The sequence below is a fragment of the Streptomyces sp. WAC03905 genome (assembly GCF_057371075.1).
This window is the reverse complement of the sequence record NZ_JBXYDZ010000003.1, coordinates 6,272,804-6,294,973: the sequence shown is the minus strand read 5'-3', so window position 1 is coordinate 6,294,973 and position 22,170 is coordinate 6,272,804. Positions and strand designations below refer to the sequence as shown.

The window sequence follows — 22,170 nt, the reverse complement described above, 5'->3', positions numbered from 1 at the left end:
CTACCAGCCGCGGTTGGCGTAGCGCTCGGCCTCGGGGAGGGTGTCGCAGTTGATGCCGACCATGGCCTCGCCCAGGTTGCGGGAGGCGTCCGCGATGATCTTCGGGTCGTCGAAGAAGGTGGTGGCCTTCACGATGGCGGCGGCGCGCTTGGCCGGGTCGCCCGACTTGAAGATGCCGGAGCCGACGAAGACGCCCTCGGCGCCGAGCTGGCGCATCAGGGCGGCGTCGGCCGGGGTGGCGACGCCACCGGCGGAGAACAGCACCACGGGGAGCTTGCCGAGCTCGGCGACCTCCTTGACGAGCTCGTACGGGGCGCGCAGCTCCTTGGCGGCGGCGTACAGCTCGTTGTTGTCGAAGCCGCGCAGCTTGGCGATCTCGTTCTTGATCTGGCGCAGGTGGCGGACGGCCTCGACGACGTTGCCGGTGCCGGCCTCGCCCTTGGAGCGGATCATGGCCGCGCCCTCGGCGATGCGGCGCAGGGCCTCGCCCAGGTTGGTGGCGCCACAGACGAAGGGGGTGGTGAAGGCCCACTTGTCGGAGTGGTTGACCTCGTCGGCCGGGGTGAGGACCTCGGACTCGTCGATGTAGTCGACGCCGAGGGACTGCAGGACCTGGGCCTCGACGAAGTGACCGATGCGGGACTTGGCCATCACGGGGATGGACACGGCCTCGATGATCTCTTCGATCATGTTCGGGTCGGACATGCGCGCGACGCCGCCGTCCTTGCGGATGTCGGCCGGGACCCGCTCCAGGGCCATGACGGCCACGGCGCCGGCGTCCTCGGCGATCTTCGCCTGCTCGGCGTTGACCACGTCCATGATCACGCCGCCCTTGAGCTGCTCGGCCATGCCGCGCTTGACGCGCGAGGTGCCGATCGCCGACTCGGCGGACTGGGGGGAGGTGGGAAGCGTGCTCACGGATTGACCTCACTCGAAAGGAAGACGGGTACTGCTCCAGCCGAGGAAACCCCAGGGGACCAGTCCACTACAAGGGCCAATGTGGAGCCAGTGGCTCTTTCATTTGTCCCCCGTGGCCCTAGGCGGTGTCCTGTACGCGGCCAGTGGGTGTCCGGCGGATCGAGGCCGGACACCCCCTAAGTGGGCCGGTCGGCAAGATCCGCCGGGGGCTCGTCGTCCATTTCGAAGGCCAGCGGGAACGGCGCGTGCCCGGCCAGTCTGAACCACCGGACCTTGCGGTGGCGGCGCAGCGCGCGGGCGGCCCGTACGGCGTCGTTGTGGAAGCGCCGGGCCATCGGCACCCGGCGGACGGCGGCCGCGAGCTCCTCCGTGGCCTGCGCCCCACCGGGCGCGGCCTTCAGCGCCTCGACCTGGTCCGCGTCGGCGAACACCGCGCGCAGTGCCTGGCTCAGCTCGCTCTCGGCGACCTCGCGGTGGTCCTCCTCGGCCTGCCGGGCGGCGTGCGCGGCCTCGTACAGCACGAGCGAGGAGGCGGGGTCGAGCGCCCCCGAGGTGGCCACCTCCAGCGCTACGGAGGCCCGCCGGACGAGCTGCGCGTCGAGCGCCGCCCGCGCGGCGTCCATCCGCGAGTGCAGCCGGTCCAGCCGGCCGGCGGTCCAGCTGAGGTAGACGCCGATGACGGCCAGGGCCAGGGCGATCCAGACAAGGGTTTCGATCACGCTGCGCGACCCTACCGCTCCGCGTCCGTCCGGCCCCCATCGGGCCCGTCCGGGCCGGACCGGGGCCGGTAGGGGGGCGTGACCACCGACTACCCGGGGGGACGAAGACACGGCGCCGTATCGAAGACCACCACTGGCCCGCGTCCTGGTCGTACTGGCCGGTCGCCCTCGCGGCGGCCGTCCCGGCGGGTTCCGCTGGAGCGGCCCGGACGGCGGCCCGGTCGTGCCGGACCGGCTGGGCCGGCACTTCGCCGCCCTCGGCCGGCTGTCGCCGACCGCCCTGCACGGGGCGGTCCTGCCGGGCGTGTGGCGGCCCGTTGCGCGCGTCACGGTCGGCGAGCCGGTACCGGCCCTCGGCGCCCCGGTGATGTGCCTCGTCACCCTCCTGGCCATGCTCGACGGCCGACGGCAGCAGGCGCAGAGCCTGCCGGCCCCCGGCAGGGACGACCGGCGGCTGGTCGTCGAGACGGGCTCGGCCGTGTTCGACCCGCCGGGGTCGATGTACGGCCACCTCGGCACCGGGCCGCGCGGGCGCCGCTGAGCCGCGGCGGGTGCGTCAACGGCGACTCGACCGACAACGAGCTCCGCGAGGCCGTCTGGACGGCCCCGACCGGATCGGGCTGACCACCTCGGGCGGTGTCGTCCACGAGGTGAGCGTGGCGCCCGGCGGACGGCCGGACCGTCAGCGCGGGCTGACCGCCACCCGGCCCGCGGGCCCGTGGCGCCCGGCGGACGGCCGGACCGGACCGTCAGCGCGGCCCGACCGCCACCCGGCCCGCGGGGCGGGCCGGGTGGACGGCAGGCGTCGCCGGCAGGCGTCGCCTGCAGCCCGGCCCGCACGGCCGCGGAAGACGCGCGGCCGGTCAGCCGGGGAGGGCGGCGCGACCGCGGAGGGCGGCGCGGCCGCGGAAGCGGCCCGACCGGACCGTCAGCGCGGCCCGACCGCCACCCGGCCGCGGGGGGAGGGCGGGCAGCTGTGCCAACGGCAGGCGTCGCCGGCAGCCCGGCCCGCACGGCCGCGGAAGACGCGCGGCCGGTCAGCCGGGGAGGGCGGCGCGACCGCGGAGGGCGGCGCGGCCGCGGAAGCGGCCCGACCGGACCGTCAGCGCGGCCCGACCGCCACCCGGCCCGCGGGCCCGTGGCGCCCGGCGGACGGCCGGACCGTCAGCGCGGGCTGACCGCCACCCGGCCCGCGGGGCGGGCCGGGTGGACGGCAGGCGTCGCCGGCAGCCCCGGGCCGTGCGGCCGGTCAGCCGCGGAGGGCCGTGCGGGCGGTCAGGAGGCCGTGGTGTCCTTCGAGAAGCCCAGGCGCGCGCGCAGCGGGACGCGCTCGTCGGCGCCGACCGCCGCCGCGCCGTCCGTGACCGTCTCGTAGACCGCGAGGATGTCCGCCCCCACCGTGGACCAGTCGAAGCGCCGCACGTGAGCCGAGCCGCTCGCGCTGAGCCGCGCCCGGCGGTCCGGGTCCCGCAGCAGGGCGATCGCGCCCTCCGCGAGGGCGTCCGCGTTCTCGTTGGCGAAGAGGTCGCCGGCCCCGCCCTGGTCGAGGACCTGGGCGAAGGCGTCCAGGTCGGAGGCCAGCACCGCGGCGCCCGCCGACAGCGCCTCGACCAGGATGATGCCGAAGCTCTCGCCGCCGGTGTTGGGAGCCACGTAGACGTCGACGCTGCGCAGCAGGCGGGCCTTGTCCTCGTCCGAGACCATCCCGAGGAACTCCACCCGCGAGCGGATCTCGGCGGGCAGGGTGGCCACCGCCTCCTCCTCGTCGCCGCGCCCGGCGACCAGCAGGCGTACGTCCGGGCAGGCCTCGACGATCTTCGGGAAGGCTGCCATGAGCACGGGCAGGCCCTTGCGCGGCTCGTCGATGCGGCCGATGAAGCCGAGCGTCTGCTCGCCCCACTCCGCCTTGGGCTCGGCCTTCGCGAAGAAGTCCACGTCCACGCCGTTCGGGATCACGACCGCGTCCCCGCCCAGGTGCTCCACCAGCGTGCGCCGTGCGTACTCGCTCACGGCGATGCGCGCGCTGATCTTCTCCAGGGCCGGCTGCAGGATCGGGTACGCGGCGATCATGGCGCGGGAGCGCGGGTTCGAGGTGTGGAAGGTGGCCACGATCGGCCCCTGCGCGGCCCAGCAGGACAGCAGCCCCAGCGAGGGCGAGGCCGGCTCGTGGATGTGGATCACGTCGAAGGTGCCGTCGTGCAGCCAGCGCCGGACCCGGGCCGCCGAGAGGAAGCCGAAGTTCAGCCGGGCCACGGAGCCGTTGTACGGCACCGGTACGGCCCGCCCCGCGGAGACCACGTAGGGCGGCAGCGGGGTCTCGTCGTCGGCCGGGGCCAGCACGGACACCTGGTGGCCGAGGCCGATCAGGTGCTCGGCGAGGTCCCGGATGTGGAACTGGACGCCGCCCGGCACGTCCCACGAGTACGGGCACACGATGCCGATCTTCACTGGCCGCGCTCCCCCAGGTCTTCCAGGTCGTCCAGCCAGAGCCGCTGCAGCATGTGCCAGTCCTCCGGGTGCTCGGCGATGCCCCACGCGAAGGCGTCCGCCACCGCCTGGGTCATGACGGTGGTCTTCTCGGTCCGGGTCCCGGCCTTGGGGACCTCCACCTCGGGGTGGATCCGGCCGTACATCCTGGGCGCGTCGCCGTAGTACAGGGTGGCCGGGAGCAGCACCGCGCCCGTCTGCTGGGCGAGCAGCGCCGGCCCGGCTGGCATGCGCGCCTTCGCTCCGAAGAAGTCCACCTCGACCCCGGACGCCGACAGGTCCCGGTCGGCCACCAGGCAGACCAGGCCGCCGGAGCGCAGCCGCCGGGCGAGGGTGCCGAAGGCGGCGCCGCCGCTGTGCGGGAGGACCTCCATGCCCAGGCTCTCGCGGTAGGCGACGAAGCGGTCGTAGAGGGTCTCGGGCTTGAGCCGCTCGGCGACCGTGGTGAACGGCACGCCGAGGTGGCCGATGGCCCAGGCGCCGGCGAGGTCCCAGTTGGCGAGGTGCGGCAGGGCGACGACGACCCCGCGCCCGGAGGCGAGGGCCTCGCGCAGGATGGGCTCGTCCTTGAACTCGACGTCGGTGCCGAACCGCTGCGGGTCCATGGTCGGCAGCCGGAAGGATTCCATCCAGTACCGCATGTACGAGCGCATGCCGGCCTTGGACAGCTCGCGCAGCCGCTCCGGGCCGGCGTCGGGCACCACCCGGGCGAGGTTCGACTCCAGCCGGAGCACGCTCTTGCCGCGGCGCTTCCACGCGAAGTCCGCGATGCGCCGCCCGAGGGCGACGGCGGCGGGCTCGGGCAGCTTCTTGACGCCGGCCCAGCCGAGTCCGTACAGCCCGTCGACCAGCTTGTCCTGTGCGGTGCCCATCAGGCGGCCCCGCCTTCGGGAGCGGCGGCCGCGGCGTCGGCCTCGGCGGACTCGCGCCGTACGGTGACCACGCGCTGGATCAGGGTGACGAGCGAGCCGGCGGCGACCACCCACAGGGCGATCGGCAGCAGGACGCCGATCCAGGACGGCACCCCGAAGGTCTGCAGTCCGGACAGGCCGGCCGCGACCAGTGAGATCACCAGGCGCTCGGCGCGTTCGATGAGCCCGTTGACGGCCACGGGCAGACCGATCGACTCGCCGCGCGCCTTGGTGTACGACACCACCTGGCCGCTGGCCAGACAGAAGATCGCGACCGCGCACAGCGCGTTGTCGTTGCCGGTGCCCGCGTACCAGAGGGCGAGGCCGCCGAAGATCGCCGCGTCGGCCACCCGGTCGAGGGTGGAGTCGAGGAAGGCTCCCCACCGGCTGGAGATCCCGGCCTGGCGGGCCATGTTCCCGTCGACGAGGTCGGAGAAGACGAAGAGGGTGATGGTGATGGTGCCCCAGAAGAACTCCCCGCGGGGGAAGAAGACCAGCGCGCCCGCCACCACTCCGGCCGTGCCGATCAGGGTGACCGCGTCCGGGCTCACCCCCCGCCGGAGCAGAAATGCGGCGAATGGCGTGAGAACACGCGTGAAGAATGCACGCGCGTACTTGTTCAGCATGGCCTTCCCGGAGGGTCGCTGGGCCGCACGGCCACCACGGCCACCGGCTGGCCCATCGTAGCCAGCACGCCGCCGCCGGAGCGCCGCGCACCCACCGGTTCTCGCCCGTAAGGCCTTCTTCGTGCCGTGGACCGCCGCCCGCGGGTCAGGGGTACGGCTCCGGTACGGGCCCCGTACGTCCCCGGTACGACGTATGGACGCGATGTGACAGCAGTGCAAAGCTCGTAGAACCGCGCATTCCTCATGCGCGGGGACAAGGAACCCACCCTCCTCACCGTCACCACCGGGAGGCACGAGCACCATGGGAGCCACATCACACCAAGCCGGAGCCGCCGGCAGGGCACTGACGGCCGACCGCCCCTCGTCCCTGCGGAACGTCGTGCTGGTCGGCCACAGCGGATCCGGCAAGACCACGCTGGTCGAAGCCCTCGCCCTGACCGCCGGAGCGGTCAACCGGGCCGGTCGGGTCGAGGACGGCGCCACCGTCTCCGACTACGACGAGATCGAACACCGCCGCCAACGCTCCATCCAGCTCTCCCTCGTCCCCGTCGCATGGGACGGCATCAAGATCAACCTCTTGGACACCCCCGGATACGCCGACTTCGTCGGAGAACTCAGGGCCGGTCTGCGCGCGGCGGACGCGGCCCTTTTCGTCGTCTCGGCCTCGGACGGGATCGACGGCGCCACCCGCATGGTCTGGGACGAGTGCGAGGCCGTCGGCATGCCCCGCGCCATCGTCGTGACCCACCTGGAGGCCGCCCGCTCCGACTACACGCAGATGACCACCGTCTGCGGCGAGATCTTCGGCGCCGACGACCCCGACGCGGTGATCCCCCTCTACCTCCCCCTGCACGGCCCCGCCGGCCCGGACGGCCACGCCCCCGTCACCGGCCTGCTCGGCCTGCTCTCGCAGCGCGTGTACGAGTACGCCTCCGGGGAGCGCGTGGAGCGCGACCCGGACCCGGCCGAGCTGGCGCTCATCACGCAGGCCCGCTCGCGCCTGATCGAGGGGATCATCGCCGAGAGCGAGGACGAGACCCTCATGGACCGCTACCTCGGCGGCGAGGACATCGACCTCAAGACCCTCGTCGACGACCTGGAGCGCGCCGTCGCCCGCGGCACCTTCCACCCCGTCCTGATGGCCGCGCCCGCCGCCGACGGCGCCCGTCAGGGCCTGGGCACCGTGGAACTCCTCGAACTGATCACCGGTGGCTTCCCGACGCCCCTGGAGCGCCCCGCCGTCACGGTCACCCGCCCCGACGGCTCCGCCCGCCCCGACGTCACCTGCGATCCCGCCGGGCCCCTGGTCGCCGAGGTCGTCAAGACCTCCTCCGACCCGTACGTCGGGCGCGTCTCCCTCGTGCGCGTCTTCTCCGGCACCCTGAACCCCGAGGAGACCGTCCACGTCAGCGGGCACGGCGTGGCCGACCGCGGCCAAGAGGGCCGCGCCCTCCACGAAGCGGACGAGCGGACCGGCACCCTCACCGCCCCCTTCGGCAAGCAGCAGCGCGTCCTCGGCCGGTGCATCGCCGGAGACCTGGCCTGCGTGGCCAGACTGAGCCGTGCGGAGACCGGCGACACCCTCTCCGCCAAGGACGACCCGCTCCTCATGGCGCCCTGGACCATGCCCGACCCCCTGCTCCCCCTCGCCGTCGAGGCCCACAGCAAGGCGGACGAGGACAAACTCTCGCAGGGTCTGGCCCGGCTCGTCGCCGAGGACCCCACCATGCGGCTGGAGCAGAACCCGCACACCCACCAGGTCGTCCTGTGGAGCCTCGGCGAGGCCCACCAGGACGTCGCCCTGGAACGGCTGCGCACCCGCTACGGCGTCCAGGTCGATCCCGTCCCGCACAGGGTCAGCCTGCGCGAGACCTTCGGCGCCAAGGCGGCCGGCCGCGGCCGGCACGTCAAACAGTCCGGCGGCCACGGCCAGTTCGCCATCTGCGAGATCGAGGTGGAGCCGCTCCCGCCCGGCAGCGGCATCGAGTTCGTCGACAAGGTCGTCGGCGGCTCCGTGCCCCGCCAGTTCATCCCGTCGGTGGAGAAGGGCGTGCGCAGCCAGGCCGCCCGCGGGGTCGTGGCGGGCTATCCGCTGGTCGACGTACGCATCACCCTCCTCGACGGCAAGGCGCACTCGGTCGACTCCTCGGACGCCGCCTTCCAGACGGCCGGCGCCCTCGCCCTGCGCGAGGCCGCCGCCGAGGCCCGCATCGACCTGCTCGAACCGGTCGCCGAGCTCGACGTCCTGATCCCGGACGAGTACGTAGGGCCCGTCATGAGCGACCTCGCGGGCCGCCGCGGCCGGGTCGTGGGCACCGACCAGGCCGGGACCGGGCGCACCCGGGTACGCGCCGAGATCCCCGAGATCGAGATCGGCCGCTACGCCGTCGAGCTGCGTTCCGTCTCGCACGGCACGGGCCGATTCGCCCGCTCCTACGCCCGGCACGAGCCCATGCCGCCGCAGCTCGCGGAGAAGGTGCGCGAACAGACGGAGAAGCGAACGTAGTTGCCAGGGCACCCGGGAGTGCCGCCCATCCAACCGGCTTGCGGTGGGCGGCATTTCCCTGTCCCATGACCGTGGGGCGATATCCGCCGATAGGCTCGTCGGCGCACCGGAACAGCAGGAACGCACAGCGATGGGGTGGGGGCAGCGGTGGCGGACGACGGATTCGACTTCAGGCCCGGCGCGCAGATTCCTCTGCAGAACGGCGGGGGGCAGACGGCGGCGACCAACGCCCTCGCCTCGGCCGCGTACCGTGACGGCGGCAAGGACAGCAAGCTCGACGCGATACTCGGGGCCAACAGCGAGAACCACCCGGCCACCGTGAAGCCCCCGAAGCTCTCGCTCTTCGAACCCAGCCTCGGCGAGGCCTTCTGCCGCGCGGTCGAGGCGCGCACCCTGGGGGCCGGCCGCAAGCCGCTCATCCAGTCCTTCGGCGCCGACCCGCAGACCGTCGTCGAGCACTGCCTGGCGGCGTCCCGCATCCGCAAGGAGCGCGACCGCAGGCTCCGGCTGATCATGCTGGTCTGCGGTGTGCTGTTCCTGCCCGGGCTGCTGCTGTGGCTGGGGCTCTTCCAGCTCCGCAAGTCCATGTCGTCCAAGGGCGGCAAGCACTCCTGGCTGGGCACCGTGCTCCTGGTGGGCATCGGCGTCGTGGTGGCGATCCTGATGTTCCGGCTGCCGCTCACCGGATTCCTCGGCCTCTACGTCCGCGCCATGATCATCGCGCCGGCGCTGGGCTGGCTGCTCGCCCGCCGCACCTGCGAGTCCACCGCCCGCGACCTGCGCGAGCGCTGGGACGGCCTGCTGTCCGGCGGCGGGGTCGCCGCCAAGATCCCGGAGGCCGTACCGGGCAACCCGGACGAGAAGGCCCGCGAGGACCTGCGCCACCAGCTGGCCAAGCTCACCGCCGAGGACCGCAGCAACCAGGTCTTTTACGCCGGCCCCAAGGGCATCCTCGGCATGGGCACCCGCTGGGGCAACTGGCAGATGGCCGAGGAACTCGCCCCGAAGGACGAGGCCAAGGAGATCCACCCCTTCCGGGCCTGGGACGTCATCCGCGCGATCGACGCCCAGCTGCGCAAGCTGGAGCGCGGCCCGCTGCACACCGGGGGCTTCCCGCCCGCCGCGATCCAGCACTGGATCGTCACCCCGGTCGGCGAGGGCGCCGCCGAGGTGGCCCGCCCCACCGGTGAGAACGTCGACGCCTTCCTCGTCAAGCCGCACGAGGTCACCCGGATCTGCAACGAGCAGCAGTTCAACTCGGGGAACCGGCACTACCTGGGCATCCAGTACCCGCTCTGGGACGGCCAGCTGATCATCAACATGCTGGTCACCGTCACCGTGCTCTACAAGACCCTGCGCGTGGACGTCACCGCGCACGCCCTGGGCCCCGTGCACGGCCTGTTCACCACGAAGTCCAAGACCCCGGTGGTGGAGGTGCCCAAGAGCATCCGCTTCTGGGAGACCGTGGAGAAGCCGCTGCCGCTGGTGGACACCCAGGAGGTCGTACGCCTGGCCGTACGGGCGCCGCTGACCTGGTACCCGCCGGTCCTGGACTTCTTCGGCGGCAAGCTGGTCCTGCCCGAGCCGTTCGGGCTGCGTCACGTCTGGGCGAGCTCGATGTGGCGCCACCGGTTCATGGCGGACGACGCCCTGCGCACGGTGGCCCCGGTCCTCAGGTCGATCCACGCGGCGACCTTCAAGGTCCTGGAGGAGAACGGCGTGGACACCGACCGCTTCACCAACCGCTCGTCGATCATGAGCGGCCTCATCCAGGAGCCGTCACCGCGCAAGGCGGACGTCTACGACGCGTAGCTTGGGTGGAGGGGCCGGGAAGCACCTCCCGAGGAGGCGGCCCGGCGAAACGGCCCGGCGAAACAGCCCGAGGAGGCGATCGTGACCGAGCGCAAACCACCCGGCGTGGACTTCGAGTCCTTCGTGGACCGGCAGATCAGGCAGGCCACGGCCCGCGGCGACTTCGCGGAGCTGCCCGGCTTCGGCAAGCCGCTGGCCTCGCTCGACGCCCCCTACGACGACCTGTGGTGGGTCAAGCAGAAGATGCACCGCGAGGGCCTCGCCGTCCTGCCCCCCGCCCTCGCGCTGCGCAAGGAGGCCGAGGACGCCCTGGAGACGGCCCTCGCGGCACGGACCGAGCAGCGGGCCCGGACGGTCCTCACCGAGATCAACGAGAAGATCCGCGCGGCCCTGCGCATGCCGCCGCCCGGGCCGCCCCTGGGTCTGAGCGAGTACGACGTCGACGAGGTGCTCGGCACCTGGCGGGCGTCACACCCGGACGGCGCGTCTGATCCCGCCTGATCCCGCCCGACCGCCCGATCAGCCGACGGGCCAGGCGTCGGCGAGCATCTGGCGGGTGTCCGCCAGGAGTTGGGGCAGCACCTTGGTGTGCCCGACCACGGGCATGAAGTTCGTGTCGCCGCCCCAGCGGGGCACGATGTGCTGGTGCAGGTGCGCCGCGATGCCGGCGCCGGCCGCCGCCCCCTGGTTCATGCCGATGTTGAAGCCGTGCGCCCCCGAGGCCTTGCGGAGCGCCACCATCGCGCGCTTCGTGAGGTCGGCCAGCTCGGCCGTCTCCGGGGCGTCCAGCTCGGTGTAGTCGGCGACGTGGCGGTAGGGCACGACCATCAGGTGGCCGCCGTTGTACGGGTAGAGGTTGAGCACGGCGTAGACGTGCTGGCCCCGGGCCACCACCAGGCCGTCCTGGTCGGACATCTCCGGAATTCCGCAGAAGGGGCAGCCGTCCCCGGCCTCCGGGCCGGTCGGCTTGTTCTCCCCCTGGATGTAGGCCATCCGGTGGGGCGTCCACAGACGCTGGAACGCGTCCTGCGTGCCCACCCCGATCTGCTGCTCCGGCTCAGTCGTCATGGCATGCAGCATATGACCTTGCCCGCGCGGACGAGGAGGGCCCCCGGAAAGTGATCACTTTCCGGGGGCCCTCGTCACGGATCAGACCTGGACGCGGTCCGCGACGACCTTCGCCAGCTTGGCGAGCGCCTCGTCCTTCGGGATGCCGTTCTCCTGCGAACCGTCGCGGTAGCGGAAGGAGACCGTTCCCGCCGCCATGTCCTCGTCACCGACGATGATCATGAACGGCACCTTGAGCTTCTGGTGGTTGCGGATCTTCTTCTGCATCCGGTCGGAGGAGGCGTCCACCTCGACCCGCAGACCCTGCTTCTTCGCCTCGGCGGCGAACTCCTGCAGGTACTCGACGTGCCCGTCGCCGATCGGGATGCCGACGGCCTGGACCGGGGCCAGCCACGGCGGCATGGCACCCGCGTAGTGCTCCAGCAGCACCGCGAAGAACCGCTCGATCGAACCGAACAGCGCACGGTGGATCATGACCGGGCGCTGACGGGAGCCGTCCGGGGCGGTGTACTCCAGGTTGAAGCGCTCCGGCAGGTTGAAGTCGAGCTGCACCGTCGACATCTGCCAGGTGCGGCCGATGGCGTCGCGCGCCTGCACGGAGATCTTCGGGCCGTAGAAGGCGGCGCCGCCCGGGTCGGGGGTCAGCGGGAGGCCCTGCTTCTCGGCGACCTGCTGGAGGACCGCGGTGGCCTCCTCCCAGACCTCGTCCGAGCCGACGAACTTCTCCGGGTCCTTGGTGGACAGCTCCAGGTAGAAGTCGGTCAGGCCGTAGTCGCGCAGCAGGTTCAGCACGAAGGTGAGGGTGCGGTCGAGCTCGTCGGCCATCTGCTCACGGGTGCAGTAGATGTGCGCGTCGTCCTGGGTGAAGCCGCGGGCCCGGGTCAGGCCGTGGACCACGCCGGACTTCTCGTACCGGTACACGGTGCCGAACTCGAACAGGCGCAGCGGCAGTTCGCGGTAGGAGCGGCCGCGCGCGTCGAAGATCAGGTTGTGCATCGGGCAGTTCATGGGCTTGAGGTAGTAGTCGGTACCACCGTCGAGCTGCATGGGGGGGTACATGCCCTCCGCGTACCAGTCCAGGTGCCCGCTCTTCTCGAAGAGCGCGCCCTTGGTGGCGTGCGGGGAGTAGACGAACTCGTAGCCCTCCTCCTCGTGCCGGCGGCGCGAGTAGTCCTCCATGGTGCGGCGGATGATGCCGCCGCGGGGGTGGAAGACGGCGAGGCCGGAGCCGATCTCGTCCGGGACGGAGAAGAGGTCGAGCTCGTTGCCGAGCTTGCGGTGGTCGCGCTTCTCGGCTTCGGCGAGGAAGTCGAGGTGGGCCTTCAGCTCCTCCTTCGACGGCCACGCGGTGCCGTAGATGCGCTGGAGCATCGGGTTCTTCTCGCTGCCGCGCCAGTAGGCGGCCGCGTTGCGCATGAGCTTGAACGCCGGGATGTTGCGGGTGGTGGGCAGGTGCGGACCGCGGCAGAGGTCCTTCCAGCACAGCTCGCCGGTCTTGGCGTCCAGGTTGTCGTAGATGGTCAGCTCGCCGCCGCCCACCTCGACGTTCGCACCGTCGTCGGTGGACGCGGAGCCCTTGATGCCGATGAGCTCCAGCTTGTACGGCTCGTCAGCGAGCTCCTCGCGGGCCGCCTCGTCGGTGACGACGCGGCGCGCGAAGCGCTGGCCGCGCTTCTGGATCTCCTGCATCTTCTTCTCGACGGCCTTGAGGTCCTCCGGGGTGAAGGGCCGGGCCACGTCGAAGTCGTAGTAGAAGCCGTCGCGGACCGGCGGGCCGATACCGAGCTTGGCCTCGGGGAACAGCTCCTGCACGGCCTGCGCCATGACGTGCGCGGTCGAGTGGCGCAGGATGTCGAGGCCGTCCTGGGAGGAGATCTCCACCGGCTCGACGGTCTCGCCGTCCTGCACCGCGTAGCTGAGGTCCTTGAGCTCGCCCGCTACGCGGGCGGCGATGATGGTGCGCTCGCCGGCGAAGAGCTCCGCCGCCGTAGTGCCCGTGGCCACCACGCGCTCGTCCCGCTCGGAATCGCGTTGGATGATCACACGGACGTCTGACACCGGTCTCTCCTGACTCAGGGGGTGCGCGAGCGAACGCTGCGCGCCTGAATCGTACCGAGCGGAGTGGCTGCGCCGCTAAACGGTTCTCCCGCGCCCCGCCCCGACGGGGCCAGCGGGGCGGGGGCCCGGCGGAACGCGGCCCGGCAGGAGCCGTGGACCGGCCCGCCGAACTCTCCGACGCACAGGGACGGCCCACGAGCCGGGAAACCACCGGGCCGGGCGGGGCGGGGCAGCCGCAGGCGGGCAGGGGGCGGGGTCCCCCCGGGGTCTCTCCTCGGCTCGCGAACCCCGCACCGGACCGGCCCGCCGGACAGCGGTGGGTTCGCTCGACCTGCGGGGAGACCCCGGTGCGCCCCCCGCCCCCGGAAGACCACGGGCCCGTCCGTCCCGGGACGGACCGTGGGGTGGGGACACTGCGGGGTGTCCCCGCAGGTCGAGCGAACCCACCGCCGGGAACGGGCCGGTCCGGTGAAGGGTTCGCGAGCCGAGGAGACACCCCGGAGGGGCACCGCCCCACCCGAAGCCCCCCGGCCGCGCCCCGCGGAGCCCCCGCGGGCACACCGTTCCCGAAGCCCGCACCGCACCCCCGCACCGACGCGAAGCCCGAGCAGGGCAGGCATCACCGGCCGCGAAGCCCGCATCGCCCCTGCATAGCAGCGGCGCCCGCGCAGGGCAGGCATCACCGGCCGCGAAGCCCGCACCGCACCCCCGCATAACCGCCGAACCCCCGCAGGGCAGGCTTCACGGTCCGCGGAGCCCGCGCGCCAGGGGCTCAGGGGCCGCGAAGCCCGCGGCCCGTCGGCCGCACCCCGCGGTGCCCGCGCAGGGCGACCGCCCCGGGCCGGGCGCGCTCGGAAAATTCCGGGCCGGCCGCCGGGGGCACCGGTAGCGTGGGCCGTACCGCTCCGACCCGGAAGGATTACCGTCGTGCTGATACGAGCCCTCGACCTGCGCGACGACGCCACCGCGGCCGCCGTGCACCGGATCGGCCTGGCCGCGTACGCCGTCGAGGCCGAGATCATCGGCTTCGACGGGATCCCCGCCCTGCGCGAGGGCCTCGCCGAGATGCGCGCGCTGCCGCTGCGCTGGGTCGGGGCCGTCTCCGAGGACGGGGAGCCGGCCGGGTTCCTGGCCTGGGAGGAGGCGCCGGACGGCGCCATCGGCATCGACCGGCTCTGCGTCGCCCCCGCCTTCTTCCGCCGCGGCATCGCCTCCCGGCTGCTGCGCCACGCGCTGGCCGAGCTGTTCCCCGGCCGCGCGGTGCACGTCACCACGGGCGCCGCCAACGCGCCCGCCGTCCGCCTGTACGAAGGCCTCGGTTTCACCCGCGGCGCGGACTTCTCCCCCGCCCCGGGACTGACCATGGCCTCCTTCAGTCGTCGGACGGCAGTACGTCCGCCGGATCGAAGGACTCCTCCAGCGACTTCATGAGGCGGTCGCGCTCGACCTCGTCGAGCGGGACGGGGCTCACGTCCGTGGCGCCGGTGAGCCGCCGGAAGCCGCCCCGGCGCTGCAGCCGGCCGCTGATCCGGATCGGCAGGCCGACCAGGTGCGCGTGGCCCGCGACCCGGTACGCCTCCTCGTCGAGCTTGGCGCGTACGTAGGGGACCTCCGCCCCCGCCAGGACCCGCAGCCGCACCGTGCCCCCGCCGCCCGGGCCCGAGCGCCGCATCCGGACCACGGCTCCGGCGACGCGCACCGGCACGGCCGGTTCGTCCCGGGTGTAGCGCGCCGCCGCCTCCCGCAGCACCGGCAGGTCCCCCGGGGAGAACTCCACCGGCTCGGGCCGCGCCGCACAGCCCGCCGGCACCCCCGCCGCCGGCGCCCAGGCCAGCCCGACACGGGCCCCCTCGGAGCCGCGCACCAGCGCGATCAGCGCCTCGGCCAGCTCCCGGCTGACCCCCGCCCCGACGGCGGCGTCGAAGGCCTCCATGCCGCCGGTGGCCCGCTGGTAGTCCGCGGCCTCGCGGGCGGCGTGCAGCGCGTGGTGCAGCCGCGTCACGATGCCCCGCCCGCCGTCCACCGGCAGGTACGCGCTCAGGTGCCGCCCGCCCGGCTGCGGCCCCACCAGGACGGAGTCCAGGGCGCGTTCGGCCTGGGCCCGGTGACGGGCGCCGTAGTACCCGGCCGTGGCCCGCGCCGCGAGCGCACCCGCGAGCAGCAACTGCCGGGCGGCCGAGCGCAGCTGCTCCTGCGCGGTCCAGGCGGCCTCGCCCTCCAGCCCGTACGCCCCGGGCGGGACCTCCCGCTCCCAGCGGATCTCGTCGCTCGGCACGCTCAGCCCGTACAGGACCTCGCGGGCGGACGGCAGCGGGCTGCGCGAGAGCGCGGTCAGTGCCTCGTCCAGCAGGTCGGCGCAGTCGGGGAAGGCCCGGGTCTCGGGGACGAGCACGCTGGTGCCCGCGCACCCGGGCGGTGTCCAGCGCCCGTACCGGCCGGCGGCCCCGCCCCGGCGCAGCCAGCCGTGCCGGTGCAGCAGCGCGCCGAGCACGGCGGGGTCGACGTGCTCGGGGTCGGGCACGGCGGCGTGCGGGAAGCCGGGGTGGTGGCCGGGACGGCCGTGCTCCGGGGGCCGCAGTGGCTCGAGGTTCGACGGGTGCCAGTGCATCAGGGTGTCCCTCCCGACCCGACCCGGGTCATGATCTCGCACAGCGCCCGGTCGTCGAAGATCCGCGCGGTCGGTATCCGTACGGTCGTCCGGCGCCGGCCGGTCACGGGGTGTCCGGCGAGATTGGTCCAGTAGCAGCAGTGCCGCAGGTCGAGCCGGTCGTGTCCGGCGGCGAGCCACTGGTCGCGCTCCCGCGGGACGAGCATCACGACGAGGATCTTGTGGACGGCGACCGGGGTGCGGGCCAGCTTCACCAGGTGCTCGTTGTCGAGGGTGAAGGCGAAGGTGGGGCCGGGCGGCCGGGGCGGTACCTGGTAGGTCGCCTTCAACTGCACCTTGATGGTGACCTCGTCGTCGACGACGTGCTCGGGGGCCCCGTGACTGACGTGCCAGTCCACGCCGTTGTCGGGGAAGGGCTGGGACAGCGAGCAGCCGGCCGCGGCGACGACGGCGTGCAGGTATCCCACTTGGAGGGTTTCCATACAGGCGGTGGTGGCGAGTGTGCCGCGCAGCGGTACGGCCCGCGTCCCGTCCGGTGCGCCTGCACCGGTGGCGGTCGTCCGCGGATCGATCTGCCCCGCCAGCACCCCGCCCGGTTCGGGCTGTGCGAGCGCCATGGCCGGCTCCCCGTGCCTTCCGGGCTCTGCTTCGGTGGTGGGTGGGTGACGACCGGTCATGTGTACGGTCCCCCAAGGATGTTGTCTCCGCACCCGGGTCGCCGCAAACGGCGTACGGAACAAACAGCCCGGGTATCACCGATTCGGGCAGGGGCGGCACGTTCCGAGGCGGCGGCGCCCGGCTGCACCCCAACTGCCGACCGGGGACGAGGAGTTCGCCATGAACCGCTGGTATGAGGGCCCGCTGGCCGCATTCGACACGGAGACCACCGGGGTGGACGTGGAGCAGGACCGGATCGTGTCCGCCGCGCTCATCGTGCAGGAGTGCGCGGGCGGCCGGGTCCGCACGACGCGCTGGCTGGTCAATCCCGGCGTTCCGGTGCCCGCGGGCGCGACGGAAGTGCACGGCCTCACCGACGAGCACCTGCAGCGCCACGGGCGCTGGCCGGCGCCCGTGGTGGAGGAGATAGCGCGGGCGCTCGGGGAGCAGCAGGTGGCGGGGCGGCCGGTGGTGGTGATGAACGCGCCGTTCGACCTGACGCTGCTGGACCGGGAGTTGCGCCGGCACCGGGCGTCGTCGCTGTCGCGGTACCTGGACAACCGGCCGCTGACGGTGCTGGACCCGCGCGTGCTGGACAAGCATCTGGACCGGTACCGCAAGGGTCGTCGGACGCTGACGGACCTGTGCGCGCACTACGGGATCGAGCTGGAGGGCGCGCACGACGCGGCGGCGGACGCGCTGGCCTCGCTGGAGCTGGTGCGGGCGGTGGGCCGCCGGTTCGCCCCGCGGCTGGAGCGGCTGACGCCGGCCGAACTGCACACGCTCCAGGCGGTGTGGCACGCGGCGCAGGCGCGCGGTCTGCAGGCCTGGTTCGCGCGGCAGGGGACGCCGGAGGCGGTGGATCCGCACTGGCCGCTGCGGCCGGACCTGTCGGCTGCCGCGTAGCCGGGCGGGGTGACCGGACATGCGGAAGGCCGGTCCGTCATCGACGGACCGGCCTGACCCGGTGGGCGATACTGGGATCGAACCAGTGACCCCTTCGGTGTGAACGAAGTGCTCTCCCGCTGAGCTAATCGCCCGGGAACGCACTGAACAATACAGAAGCCCCGGGGCTGGTTCAAACCGCTTCCCCGGCCGGTCCCCGCCCGGGGGTACTCAGGTCGTACTTGAGTACCCCCGCCCATGTCCTGACCGGGTGACGGGCGCCACACTCCCCCTATGAACTCCCCTCTGCCGCCGGCCGAAGAGCTGGCGCTCGTCGACCGTGAGCTGGCCCAACTCGATGCCCGGCGCCTGTACTTGCTGGCTCGCCGGGACTGGCTGCTGCGCCTGCTCCAGCCGGCGGGTGCGGTGGCGGTCCCCTGGGGGCCGGCCGCGTCCGCCGCCCCGGTCCCGCCCGGCTGGTCCGCCGGACCGGCGAAGGAGGCCTCCGCCCCGAGCGCGCAGAACGTGCTGCTCACCCTGGGCGCGGTGCTCCTGGCCGTGGCGGCGTTGGCGTTCACTCTGGTCAGCTGGGGGTCCATGGGGATCGCCGGGCGTTCGGCGGTACTGGCCGTGGTGACGGCGGCGGCGCTGGCGGCCCCCGCGCTGCTGCTGCGCCGCGGGCTGCGGTCGACGGCGGAGTCGGTGGCCGCGGTGGGGCTGCTGCTGACGGTCCTGGACGCCTACGCGCTGTACGCGGTCGGCATGCCGGACACCGACGGTACCGGGTACGCGGCCGGGGCGGCAGCGGTGCTCGCGGCGGTGTGGGCCGGGTACGGGTCGGTGCTGCGGGAGCTGCGGATCCCGCTGCCGGCGGCGGTGGTCGCGGCGCAGCTGCCGCTGCCGCTGGCGGCCCTGGCGTGGCAGGCGGGACCGCTGGGCCTCGGCTGGGCGCTGCTGGCCACGGCCGCGCTGGACGCGGCGGCGGCCCTGCGGGTCCGGGCGGTGGCGGTCCCGGCGGCGCTGCTGGGCGTGACGGCGTTGTGCGTCGGGGCGGTCCAGTCCTGGTCGGCGGGTTCGGCGGCGCAGGCCCTGGCTCCGGCGGCGCTGCTGCTGGCGGGTGCGGCCCTGGGCGTGGCGGCCGCCTGGCGGGAGCCGCGGGTGTGGGGTGCCGCGCTGGTGGGCGGCGTGGCGGCGGTGGTGGCGGTGGCCGGGCTGGCCCGGCCGGAGCTGACACCGGGCTGGGCGGTGGTGGCGCACCTGCTGGTGGGGTTGCCGCTGCTGGCGGCGGTACGGGTGTCCGCGCTGCCGGAGGCGGTGCGGCGCGGCGCGGTCTGGGCCGGGACGGTGGTGGGCGCCCTGGGCGCGCTGGCGGCCGGCGCGGCGGTGGCGCCGGTGCCGGTGGCGCGGCTGCGGGTGCTGGAGGAGGTGTGGGCGGCGACGACCCCGGCGGCGGATCCGTACGCTCCGGGGCCGGCGGCGGCGGTGGCGCTGCTGCTGACGGCGGTGGCCGCCCAGTGGCTGTCGCGGGTGACCGCGCGGCCGGAGCCGGCGGTGCTGTCGGTGGTGTCGGCCTGGGCGGCCCTGTTCACGGCGCCGGTGCTGCTGGGGTTCCCGGTGGCGGCGGTGTTCGCGGTGCAGCTCGCCGTGACGGGCGCGGCGGGGGTGGTGGCCCTGCGCTCCGGCGCCCGGGGCGTCCGGATCGCCGCGGCCGGGTGCGCGCTGGCGGGGGCGCTGAACGTGTCTCTGGGCGCGCTGGACGGCCGCGCGGCGACCTTCGCGGTCTGGGGGCTGCTGGGAGCGTGCTGCGCCGCTGGGGCGGCGTACGGGCCCGCCGCGCGGTGGGTGCGGTCGGCGGCGGCGGTGTGCGCGGTCGGTTACGCGACCGGGCTGCTGGTGGCGGCGTGCGCGGTGACGGATCTGGCGGTGGCCCGGTGGGCGCTGCCGGTCCTCGCGGTCCCGGCGGTGGTGGCGGCGCTCGGGCCGCGGCTGGGCGCCGTCCGGTTGCCGGCCGAGATCGCGGCGGCCGTGTCGGGCGTCCTCGCCCTGGCCCTGTCCGCGGGGCGGCCCGCGCCGGCGGCGCTGGTCCTTGCGCTGGCCGGGGTGGTCTGCGCGGGTGCCGCGGTGCGGCCGGAGCGGCGGGTGCTGGGCTGGGCGGCGGGTGCGCTGTTCGTCGCGGCGACGTGGGTGCGGCTGGCGGAGTCCGGGGTGACGGCGCCGGAGGCGTACACGCTGCCGGTGACCGTGCCCGCCCTGGCGGTGGGGTTCCTGCGGCGTCGCCGGGACCCGGGGGCCTCGTCCTGGACGGCGTACGGGCCGGGCCTGGGGGCGACGCTGCTGCCGAGCCTGCCGGCGGCCTGGGCCGACACCGGCTGGGTGCGTCCGCTGGTGCTGGGGGTGGCCGCGCTGGCGGTGACCCTGGCCGGGGCGCGGTGGCGGCTGCAGGCCCCGCTCCTGCTGGGCGGTGCCGCGCTGGCGGCTGTGGGGGTGCACGAGCTGGCCCCGTACGTGGTGCAGGTGGCCGGGGCGCTGCCGCGGTGGGTGCCGCCGGCCCTGGCGGGCGTGCTGCTGCTGGCGGTGGGGGCGACGTACGAGAAGCGGCTGCGTGACGCCCGCAGGCTGCGGACCGCGATCGGGCGCCTCCGGTAGGGCCGGCGCACCCGGGGGCGGGGGCCGGGGAAACGCCGGAGGCCCGGAGACGGTGAAGTCTCCGGGCCTCTGGTCCGGGTGGGCGATACTGGGTTCGAACCAGTGACCCCTTCGGTGTGAACGAAGTGCTCTCCCACTGAGCTAATCGCCCGGACGCACCGCAAACATTACCCCATGTCAGCGGTGCTCCTTGACCATCACTGGTCCTTGAGGTCCCAGGGCAGGACGAGCCCGTACTTCCACAGGTAGAAGCCGATCAGCGCGCCCGCGATGACGAGGCCGGTGGTGGTCAGGATGATGTTGCGGCGGCGCACCTTCGGGTCGAGCGCCTTCTGGGCGGCCTCGGTGACCTTGCGCTTGGTCCAGCGCAGGACGAGGTGGGCCCAGGCGAATTCGGTGGCCCAGATCGCCAGTCCCGCGAAGATCGCGACCCAGCCGGGGCCGGGCAGGACGAGCATCGCGACGCCGGCGGCGATCACCGCGAGTCCGACGACGAAGACCCCGACCTGCCAGCTGAGGTGCAGGGTCCTGCGGGCCTTGATGAAGGCGGGCGCCTTCGAGACGTGCGGCTGTTCCTCCGCGGTCTCCGCACCGGTCCCCCCAGCGGTGTGGGCGGTGGCTTCCGTGGCGGCGTCGCCGGTGGCGGACTCGTTCGTTCCGCGGTCACTCCCCGTATTCATGGGTCGAATCTACCCGAGCGCGAAGCACACGGGAACGACCGTTTGGATCCGCCGTCCGAGGGACCCAGAGGTCCGCAAAACGGTCAGAGGGGTTTACAACGACACCGTAGGTGGCATGTCGATTTCGCCGACGTGCGAATCCCCGAGCGCACACTGAGCGAAAGGCCCTGGCGCTTATGAACACCACGGTCAGCTGCGAGCTGCACCTGCGCCTCGTTGTGTCGAGCGAGTCCTCACTGCCTGTTCCCGCGGGCCTGCGGTATGACACGGCCGACCCCTACGCCGTGCACGCCACCTTCCACACCGGCGCCGAGGAGACGGTCGAATGGGTGTTCGCCCGCGACCTCCTCGCGGAGGGCCTGCACCGGCCCACCGGTACCGGCGACGTCCGCGTCTGGCCCTCCCGCAGTCACGGTCAGGGCGTCGTCTGCATCGCCCTGAGCTCCCCGGAGGGAGAAGCGCTTCTCGAAGCACCCGCCCGAGCCCTGGAGTCGTTCCTCAAGCGGACGGACGCCGCGGTTCCACCCGGGACCGAGCACCGGCACTTCGACCTCGACAAGGAGCTCTCCCACATCCTGGCCGAAAGCTGAGCCAGGCCCACAGCCGCTCGACACCGTCCGACTCGGGGCGACGGTGCGGAGCGGACAACCACATACGCCTGCGCCCGGCGCTGTTCCCGCGGAAGCCACCCGCGAGGACGGCGCCTGTGTGCTGCGCGGGGACCGGCTATTGTCGGGCGGCATCGGCGGCGCGCCCGTCGCCGCAGGCCCGGCCCCCGAGGGAGACACCGTGCAGATCCCACACGACACCCGTCGCGCGCTCGACGTCGTCGTCGCGCTGGTGAACACCGCGGCCGAGACCGACCAGCCCGACGGGCTCTCGGACATCGGCGCGCTGCGCGGCTTCGTCCAGGAGTACTCGATCAGCGACGTCGGCGAGCTCGGGGCCCGCGACCTCGCCGGCGTGCGGACCGTGCGCTCGAAGTTCGCCCAGGTCTTCGCGGCGCCGACCGCGCGCGCCGCGTCCGTGCTGATCAACGAGCTGGTGGCGACCGCGGGCACCACCCCGCAGCTGACCGACCACGACGGCTACGACTGGCACGTGCACTACTTCGCGCCGGGCGCATCGGTGGGCGACCACCTGGCGGCCGACGGCGGCATGGCCCTGGCCTTCATCGTGGTCTCCGGGGAACAGGAGCGGCTGCGCCGCTGCGAGGCCCCCGACTGCCGGCGCGCCTTCGTCGACCTCTCGCGCAACCGCTCCAGGCGCTACTGCGACAGCCGGACCTGCGGGAACCGGCTGCACGTGGCGGCGTACCGGGCCCGCCGCAAGGAGGCCGACGCCGGCCCGTCAGAGCAGGAACAGGTCGTGCACGGCGGCGAGCAGCAGCAGGACGCCGATCACCGCTAGGAAGATCATCAGGGGCGGCTGGGAAAGCGCGAACAGGCAGCCCCGCGGCTCGTCGGCGACAGGGTCGGGTACCGCGACGGGCACGGGCGGGTCACTTTGCGATGTCTCGAACATGTCGGGGCGATGATGGCGCAGCGCCCCACCCCGCACCCCTCAACACGCCAACACTCGCGCGGCAG

At 73.7% G+C, this 22,170-nt stretch carries 19 protein-coding genes and 2 tRNA genes; 9 read left to right on the top strand and 12 right to left on the bottom strand.

Going from position 1 to position 22,170, the window contains the following annotated elements; genetic code table 11:
- Positions 1 to 918 carry a pyridoxal 5'-phosphate synthase lyase subunit PdxS gene (gene pdxS / locus AC2RP6_RS30970; protein ID WP_030656154.1) on the bottom strand — a complete coding sequence of 306 codons (918 nt, stop codon included), beginning with the start codon at positions 916 to 918 and terminating at the stop codon, positions 1 to 3.
- 176 nt (positions 919 to 1,094) lie between these two features.
- The gene (locus tag AC2RP6_RS30965; protein WP_486449156.1) at positions 1,095 to 1,637 is read right to left on the bottom strand and encodes a LemA family protein; all 543 of its coding nucleotides are present in this window, start codon (positions 1,635 to 1,637) and stop codon (positions 1,095 to 1,097) included.
- Positions 1,638 to 1,860: 223 nt separating this feature from the next.
- Here AC2RP6_RS30965 and AC2RP6_RS30960 point away from each other — a divergent pair, with 223 nt between their 5' ends.
- On the top strand, positions 1,861 to 2,178 hold the full coding sequence (locus AC2RP6_RS30960) for a hypothetical protein (protein ID WP_486449155.1): 318 nt from the start codon (positions 1,861 to 1,863) through the stop codon (positions 2,176 to 2,178).
- A 734-nt stretch (positions 2,179 to 2,912) separates the two neighbouring features.
- Here AC2RP6_RS30960 and AC2RP6_RS30955 read toward each other — a convergent pair.
- Genes AC2RP6_RS30955 through pgsA form a run of 3 tightly spaced genes read right to left on the bottom strand, consistent with a single transcriptional unit; the run spans position 2,913 to position 5,661 of the window.
- Positions 2,913 to 4,085: a glycosyltransferase family 4 protein gene (locus AC2RP6_RS30955; protein WP_486449154.1), complete on the bottom strand. Its 1,173-nt coding sequence runs from the start codon at positions 4,083 to 4,085 to the stop codon at positions 2,913 to 2,915.
- Positions 4,082 to 4,996, bottom strand: coding sequence for a phosphatidylinositol mannoside acyltransferase (locus AC2RP6_RS30950; RefSeq protein WP_486449153.1), 915 nt, complete (start codon positions 4,994 to 4,996; stop codon positions 4,082 to 4,084). The genes AC2RP6_RS30955 and AC2RP6_RS30950 overlap by 4 nt, the downstream gene beginning before the upstream one ends.
- Positions 4,996 to 5,661, bottom strand: a complete 666-nt coding sequence (gene pgsA / locus AC2RP6_RS30945) for a phosphatidylinositol phosphate synthase (RefSeq protein ID WP_486449152.1) — start codon at positions 5,659 to 5,661, stop codon at positions 4,996 to 4,998. Before pgsA ends, AC2RP6_RS30950 begins: the two co-directional genes overlap by 1 nt.
- A gap of 301 nt (positions 5,662 to 5,962) precedes the next feature.
- Here pgsA and AC2RP6_RS30940 point away from each other — a divergent pair, with 301 nt between their 5' ends.
- The 3 genes from AC2RP6_RS30940 to AC2RP6_RS30930 all read left to right on the top strand — a co-directional run bounded on the left by AC2RP6_RS30940 (position 5,963) and on the right by AC2RP6_RS30930 (position 10,480).
- Complete coding sequence (locus AC2RP6_RS30940) at positions 5,963 to 8,167, top strand: elongation factor G-like protein EF-G2 (RefSeq protein WP_486449151.1); 2,205 nt, start codon at positions 5,963 to 5,965, stop codon at positions 8,165 to 8,167.
- 147 nt (positions 8,168 to 8,314) lie between these two features.
- On the top strand, positions 8,315 to 9,979 hold the full coding sequence (locus AC2RP6_RS30935; RefSeq protein ID WP_486449150.1) for a hypothetical protein: 1,665 nt from the start codon (positions 8,315 to 8,317) through the stop codon (positions 9,977 to 9,979).
- A gap of 81 nt (positions 9,980 to 10,060) precedes the next feature.
- Positions 10,061 to 10,480, top strand: coding sequence for a DnaJ family domain-containing protein (locus tag AC2RP6_RS30930; RefSeq protein WP_486449149.1), 420 nt, complete (start codon positions 10,061 to 10,063; stop codon positions 10,478 to 10,480).
- A gap of 18 nt (positions 10,481 to 10,498) precedes the next feature.
- Here AC2RP6_RS30930 and AC2RP6_RS30925 read toward each other — a convergent pair whose 3' ends face one another.
- Positions 10,499 to 11,059 carry an HIT family protein gene (locus AC2RP6_RS30925; protein WP_486449148.1) on the bottom strand — a complete coding sequence of 187 codons (561 nt, stop codon included), beginning with the start codon at positions 11,057 to 11,059 and terminating at the stop codon, positions 10,499 to 10,501.
- 69 nt (positions 11,060 to 11,128) lie between these two features.
- Positions 11,129 to 13,105: a threonine--tRNA ligase gene (gene thrS, locus AC2RP6_RS30920; protein WP_486449147.1), complete on the bottom strand. Its 1,977-nt coding sequence runs from the start codon at positions 13,103 to 13,105 to the stop codon at positions 11,129 to 11,131.
- A gap of 927 nt (positions 13,106 to 14,032) precedes the next feature.
- Here thrS and AC2RP6_RS30915 point away from each other — a divergent pair.
- Entirely contained in the window at positions 14,033 to 14,536 is a 504-nt protein-coding gene (locus AC2RP6_RS30915) for a GNAT family N-acetyltransferase (RefSeq protein WP_486449146.1), read from the top strand.
- Here AC2RP6_RS30915 and AC2RP6_RS30910 read toward each other — a convergent pair.
- Positions 14,478 to 15,713, bottom strand: a complete 1,236-nt coding sequence (locus AC2RP6_RS30910) for a hypothetical protein (protein ID WP_486449145.1) — start codon at positions 15,711 to 15,713, stop codon at positions 14,478 to 14,480. The two genes, AC2RP6_RS30915 and AC2RP6_RS30910, sit on opposite strands and share 59 nt — an antisense overlap.
- Entirely contained in the window at positions 15,713 to 16,330 is a 618-nt protein-coding gene (locus tag AC2RP6_RS30905) for a DUF4365 domain-containing protein (RefSeq protein WP_486449144.1), read from the bottom strand. Before AC2RP6_RS30905 ends, AC2RP6_RS30910 begins: the two co-directional genes overlap by 1 nt.
- A 220-nt stretch (positions 16,331 to 16,550) precedes the next feature.
- Here AC2RP6_RS30905 and AC2RP6_RS30900 point away from each other — a divergent pair, with 220 nt between their 5' ends.
- Positions 16,551 to 17,276, top strand: coding sequence for an exonuclease domain-containing protein (locus AC2RP6_RS30900; protein WP_486449143.1), 726 nt, complete (start codon positions 16,551 to 16,553; stop codon positions 17,274 to 17,276).
- A gap of 62 nt (positions 17,277 to 17,338) precedes the next feature.
- Here the strand turns inward: AC2RP6_RS30900 and AC2RP6_RS30895 are convergent.
- Positions 17,339 to 17,410 (bottom strand) — tRNA-Val (locus AC2RP6_RS30895).
- Between the two features lie 139 nt (positions 17,411 to 17,549).
- Between AC2RP6_RS30895 and AC2RP6_RS30890 the strand changes: the two genes are divergently transcribed.
- On the top strand, positions 17,550 to 19,901 hold the full coding sequence (locus AC2RP6_RS30890) for an SCO7613 C-terminal domain-containing membrane protein (RefSeq protein ID WP_486449142.1): 2,352 nt from the start codon (positions 17,550 to 17,552) through the stop codon (positions 19,899 to 19,901).
- 79 nt (positions 19,902 to 19,980) lie between these two features.
- Here the strand turns inward: AC2RP6_RS30890 and AC2RP6_RS30885 are convergent.
- Together AC2RP6_RS30885 and AC2RP6_RS30880 are read right to left on the bottom strand one after the other, a co-directional pair.
- Positions 19,981 to 20,052 (bottom strand) — tRNA-Val (locus AC2RP6_RS30885).
- A 46-nt stretch (positions 20,053 to 20,098) separates the two neighbouring features.
- On the bottom strand, positions 20,099 to 20,581 hold the full coding sequence (locus AC2RP6_RS30880) for a TIGR02611 family protein (protein ID WP_486449141.1): 483 nt from the start codon (positions 20,579 to 20,581) through the stop codon (positions 20,099 to 20,101).
- 176 nt (positions 20,582 to 20,757) lie between these two features.
- On the opposite strand from AC2RP6_RS30880, the gene AC2RP6_RS30875 reads away from it, so the two are divergent.
- Positions 20,758 to 21,171, top strand: a complete 414-nt coding sequence (locus AC2RP6_RS30875; RefSeq protein ID WP_030011909.1) for an SsgA family sporulation/cell division regulator — start codon at positions 20,758 to 20,760, stop codon at positions 21,169 to 21,171.
- A 199-nt stretch (positions 21,172 to 21,370) separates the two neighbouring features.
- A complete protein-coding gene (locus AC2RP6_RS30870; RefSeq protein WP_486449140.1) occupies positions 21,371 to 21,991 on the top strand; it encodes a CGNR zinc finger domain-containing protein in 621 nt (206 codons plus the stop codon).
- Positions 21,992 to 22,170 lie beyond the last annotated feature (179 nt).